Raw genomic sequence first — 14,183 nt, 5'->3', positions numbered from 1 at the left:
TGTTATTTATTTTCAGAAAAGATGGATTAATTTGTCTTTTCCTCTCTATCTAGCAGACTTTAAGCCGCTATTTAGAGTGTCCATAGTAGTCGGAAACTTGCTGGGCGATTTCAAGGACGATTTGGCCGGTAGGGTGTTCTGCCGCTTTCGGTACAATTTCCGTATAGCCGACGATGGTAATGGCTCCAATCAGCTCATCGCTAAAATTTAAAATGGGAACACTAAAACTTGAAACATGTTCGATCAGTGGCTCAATTTTTGATGCAAAAAACCGCTTTCTCGCATTTTCTTTTTCATATTCAAAGGTTTGCAGCTCCGCCTTCGTCATTTTGGATTTTTCATTTTCAAGCCATTCCTGCAAATGTGCGTTCGGAAAAGCGGAGTAGATGATGCCTGTTGATGATGAAAGCGGTAAAGTCGTTCCAATTTGTGCACCAATATTGATTCCATAGTCTGCACTGGAAATGTAGGTGACAAGAGGGCCATTAACCGATGGAATGGCAAGTAAAGCCGTTAAATTTGTATTTTCGTTGATTTTTTTTAAGTATGGAATGACAAGTTCAATAATTGACGATTGCCCCATGGCGATGTTGCCCAGTTTTATTAGTTTTTGCCCCAATGTATATGTATTGGTTACCGGGTTTCGGTAAACAGCTCCAAATTCGCAAAGAGTGGAAAGGTATTTATATAGATTGCTCTTGGTCATGGAAGTTAAGTTTTGTATATCAGTAAATTTCAAAGGCTCTTTTTGTTCGGCCAACACATCCAATAGCTTCAGTCCAACTTGCAGTGATTGAATGACCGAGACTTTGTTTTTCGTAGTCATAGTGCTCCTCCTTGGATTATAGTTGCTTGATTTTCCTGCGAAGAAAAAAGAATTGTTCAGGCTTTTTCTTTGATTAGTTTGCTATTATAACAAAATTTGGTTTATATACAAATTTCTAAATCTTTTAAATTTTTTGTTGACGAAAGGGTGAAAAGTGTTATAAATTTCTATTAACGAGAACGCGGTTCTCTATTTGTGGACTATATAGCAGATTAGGGGGAAAAAATATATGGCAAATGTAAGCGATATCATCGTAGTAGGTGGGGGAATTGGCGGTTTAGCAGCTGCTCTTTCAATTTCTAAAAATACTGGAAAATCCATTTCCGTTTTTGAGCAAGCACCTGAGTTTGGGGAAGTTGGTGCGGGGATTCAATTAGCTCCGAATGCCTTAGAAGTGTTGGATTATCTTGGCGTAAAAGAGGAAATCCTAAAAGTGGCAGTATTGCCGAAACGTCTGGTTCTGAAGGATGTTTATACAGCGAAAGAATTAGCAACTTTGGATTTAGGAGAAGCATTCCAAAAAGAATTTGGGCAACCTTATGTGGTGCTGCATCGTTCAGATTTACACCGCGTGTTATTCGAGGCATGCCAAAAAATTGACAACATCAAATTCTTCAACAACCAAGCTATCCAAAGTGCGGAACAAAACAATGGAACTGTAACAATTACAAACCAAAATGGCGAAACATATACAGCTGAAGCGGTAATTGGCGCGGACGGATTAAAATCAAATATCCGCAAGAAGTTCGCTAATGACGAACCAATCAACTCTACTTATGTAGCTTACCGTGGTACGATTCCAATTGAAGAAGTATCAAGCGACGCAAACTTAAATATGGATGATGTGATTATGTGGATCGGTCCAAACCTTCACATGGTGCAATATCCAGTACGTCGTGGCGAGTTATACAACCAAGTAGTTGTATTTAAATCATATGATGCAACGAAAGAAGATTGGGGTAATCCAGACGAAATGGCAAAACGTTTTGAAGGTGCACACCCATTAGTAGAAAATGCAATCAAATTTATCAACCGTCAATTCCGTTGGCCAATGTATGACCGTCTTCCAATTGACAATTGGACAGAAGGAAACGTTGCATTGCTTGGGGATGCAGCTCACCCAATGCTTCAATACCTTGCACAAGGTGGAGTTCAAGCGTTAGAGGACTCTTACATTTTGGGTGAACAATTAAAAGCCAACGACTCTTACGAAGAAGCATTCAAAAAATATCAAGAGATTCGCATTCCACGTTCTGCAATGGTTCAAACTAGTGCACGCAACTGGGGAGAAATCATCCATGCTGAAGATAAAGTGTTGATCATGATGCGTAATGCAGCATTCGCAAGACATAAAGCACAAGATTTCTATGCAGTAGATTTCCTATACGGAATTTTCAATAAATATAAAAAAGAAGCTGAAAATTTAATCAAATCTTAAGCTTCTTTCCATAAAATTAAAATGCGTTAGAGTATTCTGTCTAACGCATTTTATACTAATCTTTATAGCCGAAAGCACGGGACATTGATTTGTTAATGTCCATCACTCTCTGAACAATTTCGGAAGATTGATCTTTCGGGACTTGTTCTGTAAAACCAATGATTGTACAAGCAGCAACGAGTTCATTTTTATAATCCAAAATGGGCATGCTCATGGATGAAACATGTTTTGTTAGTGGTTCTTTTGCAAAAGCAATACGGGATGTGCGTATTTCATTCAATTCATGTTGAAATGCTTCCACGGAAAAAGTGGAATCTTTGCTTTGTTCTTGTTCAATCCAATTGAAAATTTCCTCACTATTTGCATAAGCTGCATGTACTTTCCCTGCAGCTGAAAGCAGTGGGAGTTTTGTTCCGATTTGAGCACCGATATTTAAACCATAGTTTGTATTCCAGATATTCGTAATCACGGGTGTATCGTTCAACCAGACGGATAAAGAAGTTGTCATATTTGCAAGATTGCTAATTTCCTTAAAATAGGAAGAGAGTTTGCTGGCAACGTCATTGTTTTTCATGGCAGCATTGCCATACTCAAGAAACTTGTAACCCAGCGTATAGTTTCCTTGTTTTATATCTCTATAAAGGAAATCCAGTTGAGTTAAAGTGTTCAAGTATTTATAAAGATTGCTTTTTGAAATTCCTGTTTGTTCTTGAATATCCGTAAATTTTAGTGGGGTGTCACTTTGGGCAACAACGTGAATAATGTTGGCTCCGTGCACGAGCGACCCGATTGTTGAAGCTTTGTCCATTTAACAGCGAATCCTTTCTGGTTCCATCCTTAAATTCCATTATTTCACATAGAGTGATATAATTTCACTATTTATATAATAAAAGGAGTGTCTTATTTATGACAACTGCAATTTTAAATGAAAAAGTGGAACTATTCAAAAATACGATTAATGAAATCGTAAAGGTGCTTGAAGAGACTGATGAAGCAACTTTATACATTAAACCTTCCGAACCTGAGTGGTCAGGAATGCAAATTGTTGCACATATATTGGAAGCTGTTGATTTCTGGCTGGTTGATTTGGAAGCATTATTAGTAGTTCCAGGAGCAAAATGGGGCCGAAATCATGAACATGTACGTCGTTTGGCGGCAGTAGATGAAAAAGTTGTATCCCAACTTAAAAAAGCGGATGTGATCGCAGCACTGCAAAATCTGATTCCACGAGTGGAAGAAACACTCGGAAAAGTAACGGAAGAAGATTTAGTTAAAACAGCCCCAAGTTATAATCCAAACTTTGATGGCAAACCATTATCATTCTTGGTTGACCATTTAGTAGTTCAACACGTTGTGGGCCACCATGGCCAATTAGTGCGTCATTTAGCAAAAGTTCAATAACATTTAACTACAGTCTTCGGCGGATGTCACAGATTTTTTAAAGGAAGTTTATCGAGCTGGCTCGATAAAATCTGGACTCAAATACGCCAAGGCGAATTTGATCTTACAATGTCGGGTTGAACCGACTAAAAAACAAACAAACATATTCCCAATGTCCGCTGTGAGCAAATGTGCTTCTGGCGGGCATTTTTACATCTTTTTCTTGTTGGGTTTGGTATGATGGATATAGTATGATAATGCATGTGGAAGTAGGGGCGTCATTGGCAAAAGAAAAGAAAGTGAAAACGAATGCTGTGCGTTTATTGGATCAGCAAAAAATAAAATACAACTTGCTGGAATATACAATAGAGGATCATAGAATCGATGGCATTACTGTAGCAAACAAGACGGGGCAACCCGTTGCGCATGTATTTAAAACATTGGTTGCTACTGCTGGAGCGGGGAAGTACTTTGTTTTTGTGATTCCTGTGAGTGCTGAGTTGAATTTAAAAACTTGCGCGAAGGTCGTAGAGGAGAAGAAAATTGAAATGCTTCATGTAAAAGACCTGCTTCCCACGACAGGATATATTCGAGGAGGCTGCTCTCCTATTGGCATGAAAAAACAATTTCCAACCTATATCGACGAATCGGCTGTTTCATTGGACTATTTGATTGTCAGTGCCGGAAAAATTGGGTTGCAAGTCCAATTAAATCCCCATGATTTAGTAAGTATAACGCATGCGAACTTTTCAAAGCTGACGGTTTAGAAAATAAATTTTTGTGATATGTAGGGTAAAGTTGGAAAAGTTTTATAGAGTTAGAAAGAAGGCTTTGTAGTGAAAAATGAACAAATGTGGAAATGGCTATTCTTCTTTTCCGGATTGGCAGTGTTGTGTTTGGGTGTTTCCATGACAATTAAAGGGAAAGTGTTGGGAGTCAGTCCATGGGATGTGTTGCACATCGCATTATTTGAAAAAGTCGGATTAACAGTCGGTTCATGGTCCGTTATTACAGGACTTATTGTTTTAGGATCTACATCTCTCTATTTAAAAGAATGGCCGAAGCTCGCAACATGGCTTAACATGTTTTTATGTGGGGTGTTTATCGACTTTTTTAACTGGCTATTGCCAAGCTCCACAAACTCTTTATCTAGTGCGCTGTACTTCCTGCTGGGCGTTGTGATTTTGGGAGTTGGCTGTGCCCTTTATATTTCTCCCAATCTTGGAGCCGGTCCGCGAGATACGCTGATGATTATCTTCGCTAAAAAATTCGCGGGCTCGATTGGCAAAGCGCGTTTAATGATGGAGGCAATCATTGCCTTGATTGGCTGGCTGCTTGGTGGGCCTGTCGGAGCGGGAACGATCATTATTGCCTTGTGCACCGGCTATATTGTTCAATGGTCCTTGCCATTTTTTCGCAACATGCTTGAAAAAAGAATCCAGCATTCACTTGATGAAAATAAACCCTCTCATAAGGAGATGGATCACCTCGCAAAAGAATCCTAGCTTTTGCGAGGTTTTTTGCATTTACAGCTCTTTAAATTTCCTCATTTCAAAGAAGTAAAGCAGATTTTGAATAATTATGATCACTGTGATGATGAAGAAAACTCCATATTCGGAAAACGGCAATGGCAAGATTATATAGAGTAGAATCGCAGGTAATGCCCATATAAGGAATGTATAGACTTTTTTTGTTGCCTTCATGGTTGCATATTGATACATTTCATCTTCTTCGATATATTCCGGTGGCGTCATTGTAAAAGTCTTGATTTGTTTATCTGGATTCATTTTGTTATATCTTTTTATTAAAAATGAAAAAACAAGACACAAAGCCACTAATATTAGCCATGCAATGATTCCTACAGGATGAATCGTATAGTCAAAAGTATTTTCTGAAATTGTGGCATCGTTTCTCGTAAAACCCCATCCTATAAATAAGAAAATGACACAGCCTATAATATTAAAAAACGGATACATCATACGAATGTTCACTTTTCATCCTCCTCCAACCAGAATAATTGATCAAGTGGTTCCTTTAATTCCTTTGCAAGCTTTAAAGCAAGTGTAATGGAAGGAGAAAATTCACCTTTTTCAATGAAGGCGATGGTTTGCCTCGTTACTCCGACCCGTTCTCCTAATTCGCTTTGCGTGAAGTTATATCTTGCCCGCAATTCTTTTACACGATTTTTTAGCAATGTATAACCTCCTTGTTAAACATACCGAACGAAATGTTATGTTTACTTAACATATGCTACATACAATGTAATGTTTACTTAACTTTTTGTCAAGAATTTCTAACAAAAGTTAGGTTGTCATTTTAGAGTATTCCTATCGAAAGCTCAAGAGAGTGTGCTAAAATCTAAGATAACTATGGTGTAGGGGGAGAAATCCATGTCCAAAATATTAGATGCATTTTTAAACGAAAATCTGGAAGCCTTGCGAGACCAAGGCCTATACAACGAAATAGATGCGGTTGAAGGGGCAAACGGTCCCATCATCCAGGTAAATGGAAAGAAATTAATCAATCTATCATCCAATAACTATTTAGGTTTGGCAACCAACGAAGAACTAAAACAGGTTGCCAAAAAAGCAATCGATGAATACGGTGTGGGGGCAGGAGCGGTTCGTACGATCAACGGAACAATGGACCTTCACGTAAAATTGGAAGAGAAATTGGCTGAATTTAAAGGAACAGAAGCGGCGATTTCCTATCAGTCCGGATTTAACTGCAACATGGCAGCCATTTCCGCTGTCATGGACAAAAACGACGCCATTCTATCCGATCAATTGAACCATGCCTCCATCATTGATGGGTGCCGTCTTTCAAAAGCAAAAATCATTGCCTACAAACACTCGGATATGGACGATCTTCGCACAAAGGCGAAAGAGGCAAAAGAATCCGGCTTATACAATAAAATCATGGTCATAACGGACGGCGTTTTCTCGATGGATGGGGACATTGCAAAATTGCCTGAAATTGTCGAGATTGCAAAAGAGTTCGACCTCATCACCTATGTGGATGATGCGCATGGTTCTGGGGTTACGGGGAAAGGAAAAGGGACGGTAAAGCATTTTGGGCTTGAAAAAGAAATTGATTTCCAAATTGGCACGCTTTCCAAAGCAATAGGGGTAGTCGGCGGTTATGTGGCCGGAAAGAAAAATTTGATTGACTGGCTAAAAGTGCGTTCTCGTCCATTCCTTTTCTCAACCGCTGTTACGCCAGGTGATGTGGCAGCCATTACCCGTGCCGTTGAGATGATTATGGAGTCGACGGAATTGCATGATCGACTTTGGGAAAACGGCGATTATTTAAAAGCGGGATTGAAAAAACTTGGCTTTGAGATTGGTGCGTCTGAAACCCCGATTACGCCATGTATTATTGGGGATGAAAAGTTAACGCAGCAATTTTCGAAACGTCTTGTTGAAGAAGGCGTTTACGCTAAAGCCATCGTCTTTCCGACAGTACCGAAAGGAACAGGACGTGTCCGCAATATGCCTACCGCGGCACATACGAAGGAAATGCTGGACGATGCTCTGGCAATCTACGAAAAAGTGGGCCGTGAATTAGGCGTAATAAACTAAATTTTTTAGGTGCCAGTCACTAATGCGATTCTTGATTTTAAGAATCGAATTGGTGTTTGGCACCTTTTTTGGGCCTTTTACATACACATAAAGTGAAATAATCAATGGAAGGATGACGTCTTTTTGAGCGCTATAATTACACACTTTTTCGGGCAATCGTTAACCGGTCAGGGAATCAAGAATGTTTACAAAGAAATCATGAACGAAGCGAAATCCATTTATTTATTGGAAGGCGCACAGGGCTTTAAGGTTTCGGAAAAGCTGCTGGAATTGGGAGATTTTTATAGCAAGAAAGGAATAGACGTTGAGTATTACCATGACCCATTTTTCGAAAAGTCGATACAGGCGCTGTTCATTAAGAAACCACACGACATTCTCATCCTCGAAGCAACCAATCTTTCATTAGATCCACTTGAAAATATACAAGTCATTTCTCTGGATGGATGCATGGATCACCAGAAAATCCTCGAACAACAAAAAAACCTTGAGTATTTAAAAACTAGAAAAGAAGAGTATTATCAACAATGCTTTCAGTCTTTATCAAACGCCTTAAAACTTCACGATGAGTGGGAAGTCGAAACGCGCCGTTATATGGACTGGGCTGGGCTTGATGCGAAAATCGATGAACTGATTGGGACGGTATTGGGCAATGAGAACATCAAAAAAAGCGGGGAACATACGCATCGCTTGCTTGGAACATTAACGCCGGCCGGGGCGCGCGATTACGTTCAAAGCATAACGCAAAATCTTGAAAAACGCCTCTTTATTAAAGGATACCCGGGAACCGGCAAGTCTTCCATGATGAAGAAACTGGCAGAAGTGGCGCTTGAGCGTGGATTTGACGTACAAACGATCTGGTGCGGCCTAGACTCCAAATCGGTGGATATGGTCATATTGCCGGAATTAAAATGGTGTATTTTTGACAGTACGGAGCCGCATGAGTATTTTCCGGAACGAGCGGGGGATGAGATTTTCGATATGGCCAGTCTTTGTCACCCAACAGCGGTGGAGGAGGCAAATATTCAAGCAATCGTATCAAACTATCGTGCCACAATGAAGGAAGCCGTTATGAATGCCAATTTATATGCCGAATCGGAAAGAATGGCAAGACAGTTGCTCGATGAAGCAACTAACGGTGAAAAGCTGGATGAAATGACTGCGGGCTTATTCCTGGATTCTGTTTGAGGCTTTTGAAAAAATAGGTACCAGGCACACACACAATTTAGAATTGTTTGTGTGTCTGGTATATTTTTATTTCAAATAAAAATATATGAAAATACAAGTAAAAACAGATGATTTTTATTCTAGTGTAGTTTTAAGGAATTTTCTAAAATTTATTTTAGACGTTCCTTTTACAAGCTTAACATAGTAAATAAAGAATATTTAAATACATAAAAGAAAGTTAGAGCATCAAGAGTTTTTTGAAAGGGGTTTCTAAAACAGGGTAAAACCTATCGTTTACTGAAGGAGGGGATTTCTAACCAAGTCTAATATTGATTCGATAATGAAAAGGTAAAGACGGATTTAAAGATAGGATATTGAAAATCTAAATTACCTAATTGGGAGGGATTTATTTGAATCAAGTACAAGCTATTCAATCGATTGAAAAAAGAACGGTTAAGAAAACAATGAGAAGGATTTTACCTTTTATTTTACTTTTGTATGTCGTCGCTTTCCTGGATCGGGTCAATATTGGGTATGCGGCTTTGAAAATGAATGCAGACTTGTCTCTAACAGCTGAAGTGTTTGGGTTGTTGTCAGGGTTGTTTTTTATCAGTTATTTTCTTTTTGAAGTGCCAAGCAACCTCATTCTCCATAAAGTCGGAGCAAAGTTGTGGATTTCGCGGATTATGGTCACATGGGGCATTATTGTTGTCTTAACTGGCTTTGCCCAGTCTGCTACCCATTTATATATCTTGCGTTTTTTGCTGGGGGCAGCTGAAGCTGGTTTTCTTCCAGGGATTATTCTTTACCTAACATATTGGTTTAGAGCGCGTGAAAGAGGGAAAGCAACGGCACTGTTTTTTGTAGCGTTGCCGTTAAGTGCGTTGATTGGTGCACCCCTTTCTACTTGGATTATTGAGAATATTTCTTGGAATGGCTTAGCTGGATGGCGATGGATGTTTATATTGGAAGGAATCCCGGCTGTGCTTTTAGGGGTTGTTGTTTTATTTTATCTGACTAATAAACCCGAACAGGCAAAATGGTTAACGGATGAGGAAAAATCATGGCTTGAAGGAGAGCTGGAAAAGGAAAGGCAGTTAAGTGCAAAATTAAATAAAACTTCCCATCTTGGGATGTTAAAAGATTCAAAGGTTTGGAAACTATCTTTATTTAACATTGCGGGATTTGTTGCTGTTAATGCACTGTCCTATTGGATGCCGACGATTATTAAATCGTTATCTTCTTCTTCAACCACGATTATGGAGATCGGTTGGCTAGCGATGATTCCATCCATTATTGCTGTTCCATCTATACTCTTTGCCGGCTGGAATGCAGATCGAACAAATACTCATAAATTGCATCTTGGTGTGAGTGTTTCGATTGCATTGGTTGGAATTGTTGGTTGTGCTCTCGTCTCAAGCGCCCCCATGATGGTACTGATGCTTTCCATTACGTCGGCTGGATTGTATAGTATATCGGGCACTTTTTATGCGTTTTTAACTTTCTTCTTTTCAGAATCAACAGCTCCCGCCGGAATTGCGCTTGTCAGCACACTTTCTTCACTCGGTGGTTTCTTGGGGCCCATGATTTTGGGGGTTCTTAATTTAACGCAAGGAATGTTTTTGATTGCTGGTTTCCTGCTTATTAGTTTAATCACACTCTTTACGTTAAAATTAACGCCTAATAATCAAAATGGGGTTGTAGAAGAAATAGCGGAAGTTGTGAATTAAGATTATTAGGCAGTGATGGCTTATTTTATATAAGTATACGGGTACATTTGGATTTATGGGGTCTTAGATTCCGATTTTCAGATATGTTTTTGAATTTATTGTACAGGACACACCATTAAAAGGATTCCCTCAAAGTTTCGAGGGAATCCTTTTATTCATTCCTTGGTTGCATAAACCGCGTTCTCTTCGAATAAGCCTAATTTTTCGATCCGATGCATGGCTTCTTTTAATCGTTCCTCACTAACCAACAGGCCCACGCGGACATATCCCTCGCCGTGTTCCCCGAAACCATTTCCTGCCGCAACCGCAACATGCGACTTTTCCAATAACAAGTCTGCAAAACTTTCGCTTGTATAACCATCCGGCACCTTTAGCCAGGCAAAGAAAGAACCTTTTGGCGCTTTAATCTTCCAGCCGATTCGATGTGCTTCTTCCACCAACACATTTCGTCTGCTTTCATAAATGGCGCGCTGTTCCTCGACGCAATCCTGGTCGCCGTTTAAAGCAGCAGCTGCTGCAACTTGAATGGCAGGGAAGATGCTGCAAAATAGATGGTCCTGAAGCAGGTTGATTGCACGAATAATCTTTGCATTTCCTACCGCAAAGCCAACACGCCATCCGGCCATATTGTAGGTTTTCGATAAGGTATAAAATTCAACACCCACCTCTTTTGCTCCCTCTGCTTGCAGGAAGCTTACAGGGCGTTTGCCGTCAAACCCTAAGGCACCATATGCGAAATCGTGGACCACCGCAATATTATGTTGGTTGGCAAATGCGACGGTTTTTTCGAAAAACTCCAAATTGGCGGTAGCTCCTGTCGGGTTATTTGGATAATTTAAGTACATTAATTTTGCGCGTTTTTTTACCTCTTCCGTCAAAGCGCCATAATCCGGCAAAAAGTCATTTTCTTCTGTTAATGGAAAAGTGTCATACTGCACATCCCCCAGTACGGCACCAGAAAGGTAATCAGGGTAGCCTGGGTCTGGAAGAATCATAAAATCTCCGGGGTTCAAAATTGCCATGGGCAGCTCCACCAAGCCAATTTTCGCCCCGCCAAGAATAGCCACTTCCGTTTCGGGGTCAATGTCCACATTATATTCGCGTTTATAAAAATGGGCCGCTGCTTCTTTTAGCTCTTGAATACCCTGGAAAGGCGAGTATTTGTGAGTCTGTGGATCTTCCGAAGCTTGCTGCAAAGCTTTGATAATATGGGGAGGCGTCGGGCGGTCTGGGTTTCCTTGCCCCAGGTTAATGACATCATGTCCCTGGGCAATGGCTGCATTCACTTTTTGTACAAGCGCCGCAAAAAACTGAGTAGGCAGTTGTTGAAGTTTATTCGAGAATTCCATCTGTATCCCTCTTTTTCTTTAAAGTACGAACTCTAGTATTCAGAATATATTTGCAATTCGAAGTTTCAAAATAATAGTATAATATTTAGGGAACGTCTGCAATATGAATGCAATGAAGCAGGAAAGCGAAGAAGGCGAGCAACAATGGGAGAAACTTCGTCTTATTAAAGAAGTGGCCGATGAAGTTTGGGGTTAAGGCAGGCAGCAAGATTGAATAAGCAATAATTCCATAAGGGCAGGAAAGGGGAGAATATCGAATTCTCTCTTTTTTGCTTTATGCAATACATATTTTTAGTATGGAAGGTATCTGGATTCTTGCCTTTGTTTTTGTTATCGTTTAATTAAGAAGAATGCATGCACTTTAAAACATAGGGGGTTTTAGCAATGAAAATCGGAATGATTCAGATGAACGTTGGATTTGGGAAGGTAGACGAAAATTACGAACGAGCGGAAAGTTTGATTCGTGAAGCAGCAAGTAAAGGGGCGGAAATCGCGGTTTTGCCGGAGATGTGGAATACGGGATTCGCCCTTGAAAAACTGGGGGAATTGGCAGATCCAGAAGGGTCTCGTACACAAGCCTTTCTGCAAAACTTATCCACTGAACTGGGCATACATATTGTCGGAGGTTCTGTCGCTACCGAAAAAGACGGGAAATTTTATAACACGATGTATGTGTACAACAAGGAAGGACAGCAGGTTAGCGAGTATAGCAAAGCTCACCTATTCAGATTAATGGATGAGCATAAATATTTGGAATCGGGCAATGAAATGAATCGTTTCACGCTCGGTGAAGTAGAGGCCGCTGGGGTTATTTGCTATGAGATACGTTTTCCTGAATGGCTTCGCGCGCATGCATTGGCAGGGGCAAACGTCCTGTTTGTCTCGGCTCAGTGGCCAACACCACGCATCGATCACTGGAAAACATTGCTGCAAGCCCGTGCAATTGAAAATCAATGCTTTATCATTGCGGTGAACCGCATTTCGCGAAAAGTTGAAAACTTCAATGGCCAGTCCATGGTAATCGAACCGTGGGGTGAAGTGCTTTGGACAGGTGCCGAAGATGAAGAGCTTGCGATTGTTGACGTGGACTTTTCGAAAGTGGAAGAAGTGCGCGGCCGAATTCCGGTATATGACGACCGTCGCCCGGAATTGTATTCGGGAGTCGTAGAAGAATAAAATCAAATCAAATTAATTCCAAACATATGAACAGTGTTGGGGCAAGGCCTTTCTGGAGGCTTGCGCTAATAAAGTTCGTATGTTTTTTTATTTGTCTAAAAGGCTTGATTGTTTACCATTGCACAGAAAAGGAATAAGAGGATTACCCTTGGAGTACGGGGAATAAAAGAATCTCATCATTAGAATGTGCAAGGCAGGAGGGATACAATTGGAATTATATTTGGGTGTGGCCCTTAAATTTATAGTTGCCTTAATAGGCATCATAATCGTCATTCGAATCATCGGCCAAAAAGAGCTGGCGCAAACGACGCCGGTTGACTTGGTGTTTATGCTGATTTTAGCGGATATTGTGGGTGGAATGATTCATGAAAAGGATTTTAAAATTACGCATATTATCTTTATCATCATTATTTGGGGACTTTGTATGTGGGGTTCCGAAAAACTGACGCGAAAAAATGCGTTTGAGCGCTGGATCGATGGGAAGCCGGAAATTATCATAAAAAACGGCACCGTGAACACCAGGCTGATGGAAAAAGAAAATTTATCGAAACAAGAGCTGGAAACACAGTTAAGGAAGCAGGGCGTTTTTAATGTGAAGGAGGTAAGACTCGGTATCCTTGAGATTGACGGAACCATTTCAGCCAAGTTATACAAGGACACGGACAATCAGGAGAAATAAAAAGGTGTGTGCATGTTGGTAGTTTAAAACAAATTTACAAAATCTTAAACTAAAATCCTGCAACAAATTCAATATTTCACATACAATAAATTCGACTCTCTGGGGCTGCTTGGCTTTGGGGAGTTTTTGCTTTCTTTATCTAATGTTAATTTAAAAGTGAATATACATAGGTTATAAATGAAAGAACGTTTATAATATAGATAAACTTTGGCGGGGAGGATTGAGAATGATGAAAGAAGCGTTAATCATCGTAGATATGAGCAACGACTTTGTTGCGGATGAAGGAAGTTTAACGGCCGGAAAGCCAGCGCAGGAAGTGGTGCCTTATATTATTGAACAAGCGAATGCATTTTTGAATAATGATCAAATCGTTGTGGTGGCCATGGATGCGCATGAAGAGAATGATGCGCACTTTGAATTGTGGCCTTCACATAATGTTGTTGGAACCAAGGGTCAGGAGCTTTACGGAGATTTGTTTACGTGGTTCGGGGAACATGAGTCCAATCCGAATGTCTTCTATCAACCCAAAACCAATTATAATGCTTTCTTTAAAACAGGGTTGGCTGAAAAGTTAAAAGCCTTGGAAGTTGAAAAAGTGCATGTTGTCGGTGCTTGTACAGATATTTGTGATTTTTTAACGATTGCCGGGGCAGATGCCGAAGGATTTAAAACGGCTATCCATAAACGCGGGGTGGCAACTTTCACGGATTTGGGGGATACGTTCATCAATCATATGAAAACGTGTTTCTTTACGGAAATTATTGATTAATTATTAGATATTTTATTTTCGCTTCGCTGCTCTTACAGTAGTGGAGCTTTTTATTTTGCGTGCTATCTTTGTCATTTTTTCTCTCATCCAA

At 40.1% G+C, this 14,183-nt stretch carries 15 protein-coding genes; 10 read left to right on the top strand and 5 right to left on the bottom strand.

The features are described 5' to 3' along the window. Positions 1 to 67: 67 nt before the first annotated feature. Positions 68 to 826, bottom strand: coding sequence for an IclR family transcriptional regulator (locus D1B33_RS04380; protein ID WP_118875096.1), 759 nt, complete (start codon positions 824 to 826; stop codon positions 68 to 70). Positions 827 to 1,055: 229 nt separating this feature from the next. Here D1B33_RS04380 and D1B33_RS04375 point away from each other — a divergent pair, with 229 nt between their 5' ends. After that, a complete protein-coding gene (locus D1B33_RS04375) occupies positions 1,056 to 2,264 on the top strand; it encodes an FAD-dependent monooxygenase (RefSeq protein WP_118875095.1) in 1,209 nt (402 codons plus the stop codon). Positions 2,265 to 2,319: 55 nt separating this feature from the next. Here the strand turns inward: D1B33_RS04375 and D1B33_RS04370 are convergent, their stop codons facing one another. Then, positions 2,320 to 3,072, bottom strand: a complete 753-nt coding sequence (locus D1B33_RS04370; RefSeq protein WP_118875094.1) for an IclR family transcriptional regulator — start codon at positions 3,070 to 3,072, stop codon at positions 2,320 to 2,322. Between the two features lie 98 nt (positions 3,073 to 3,170). On the opposite strand from D1B33_RS04370, the gene D1B33_RS04365 reads away from it, so the two are divergent. The 3 genes from D1B33_RS04365 to D1B33_RS04355 all read left to right on the top strand — a co-directional run bounded on the left by D1B33_RS04365 (position 3,171) and on the right by D1B33_RS04355 (position 5,149). Next, positions 3,171 to 3,665 (top strand): DinB family protein, encoded by a 495-nt coding sequence (locus D1B33_RS04365; RefSeq protein WP_118875093.1) that lies wholly within the window; start codon positions 3,171 to 3,173, stop codon positions 3,663 to 3,665. Positions 3,666 to 3,925: 260 nt separating this feature from the next. After that, on the top strand, positions 3,926 to 4,411 hold the full coding sequence (gene ybaK, locus D1B33_RS04360; protein WP_118875223.1) for a Cys-tRNA(Pro) deacylase: 486 nt from the start codon (positions 3,926 to 3,928) through the stop codon (positions 4,409 to 4,411). 69 nt (positions 4,412 to 4,480) lie between these two features. Further along, positions 4,481 to 5,149, top strand: a complete 669-nt coding sequence (locus tag D1B33_RS04355) for a YczE/YyaS/YitT family protein (RefSeq protein WP_325049409.1) — start codon at positions 4,481 to 4,483, stop codon at positions 5,147 to 5,149. Between the two features lie 21 nt (positions 5,150 to 5,170). On the opposite strand, the gene D1B33_RS04350 is transcribed toward D1B33_RS04355, so the two are convergent. Next, positions 5,171 to 5,635: a hypothetical protein gene (locus tag D1B33_RS04350; RefSeq protein ID WP_118875092.1), complete on the bottom strand. Its 465-nt coding sequence runs from the start codon at positions 5,633 to 5,635 to the stop codon at positions 5,171 to 5,173. Beyond that, positions 5,632 to 5,838 (bottom strand): helix-turn-helix transcriptional regulator, encoded by a 207-nt coding sequence (locus D1B33_RS04345; protein WP_118875091.1) that lies wholly within the window; start codon positions 5,836 to 5,838, stop codon positions 5,632 to 5,634. The genes D1B33_RS04350 and D1B33_RS04345 overlap by 4 nt, the downstream gene beginning before the upstream one ends. A 196-nt stretch (positions 5,839 to 6,034) precedes the next feature. On the opposite strand from D1B33_RS04345, the gene D1B33_RS04340 reads away from it, so the two are divergent. From D1B33_RS04340 to D1B33_RS04330, 3 genes are all read left to right on the top strand, one after another. Then, positions 6,035 to 7,225 (top strand): glycine C-acetyltransferase, encoded by a 1,191-nt coding sequence (locus D1B33_RS04340; protein ID WP_118875090.1) that lies wholly within the window; start codon positions 6,035 to 6,037, stop codon positions 7,223 to 7,225. A 123-nt stretch (positions 7,226 to 7,348) separates the two neighbouring features. Then, entirely contained in the window at positions 7,349 to 8,410 is a 1,062-nt protein-coding gene (locus D1B33_RS04335) for a nucleotide kinase (protein ID WP_233549377.1), read from the top strand. A gap of 389 nt (positions 8,411 to 8,799) precedes the next feature. Then, positions 8,800 to 10,119: an MFS transporter gene (locus D1B33_RS04330; protein WP_118875089.1), complete on the top strand. Its 1,320-nt coding sequence runs from the start codon at positions 8,800 to 8,802 to the stop codon at positions 10,117 to 10,119. A gap of 155 nt (positions 10,120 to 10,274) precedes the next feature. Here the strand turns inward: D1B33_RS04330 and D1B33_RS04325 are convergent, their stop codons facing one another. Next, complete coding sequence (locus tag D1B33_RS04325; RefSeq protein WP_118875088.1) at positions 10,275 to 11,468, bottom strand: pyridoxal phosphate-dependent aminotransferase; 1,194 nt, start codon at positions 11,466 to 11,468, stop codon at positions 10,275 to 10,277. 384 nt (positions 11,469 to 11,852) lie between these two features. On the opposite strand from D1B33_RS04325, the gene D1B33_RS04320 reads away from it, so the two are divergent. From D1B33_RS04320 to D1B33_RS04310, 3 genes are all read left to right on the top strand, one after another. Continuing rightward, positions 11,853 to 12,644: a carbon-nitrogen family hydrolase gene (locus D1B33_RS04320; protein WP_118875087.1), complete on the top strand. Its 792-nt coding sequence runs from the start codon at positions 11,853 to 11,855 to the stop codon at positions 12,642 to 12,644. A 208-nt stretch (positions 12,645 to 12,852) separates the two neighbouring features. After that, entirely contained in the window at positions 12,853 to 13,323 is a 471-nt protein-coding gene (locus D1B33_RS04315; protein WP_158582910.1) for a DUF421 domain-containing protein, read from the top strand. A 226-nt stretch (positions 13,324 to 13,549) separates the two neighbouring features. Then, positions 13,550 to 14,092, top strand: coding sequence for a cysteine hydrolase family protein (locus tag D1B33_RS04310; protein ID WP_199677342.1), 543 nt, complete (start codon positions 13,550 to 13,552; stop codon positions 14,090 to 14,092). Positions 14,093 to 14,183: the final 91 nt, after the last annotated feature.

It is taken from the genome of Ureibacillus yapensis (genome assembly GCF_003515775.1).
In the GTDB taxonomy this organism is placed as follows: Bacteria; Bacillota; Bacilli; order Bacillales_A; family Planococcaceae; genus Ureibacillus; species Ureibacillus yapensis.
Note: the sequence above shows the minus strand (reverse complement) of the source record. Positions and strands in the feature narration are given on the sequence as shown.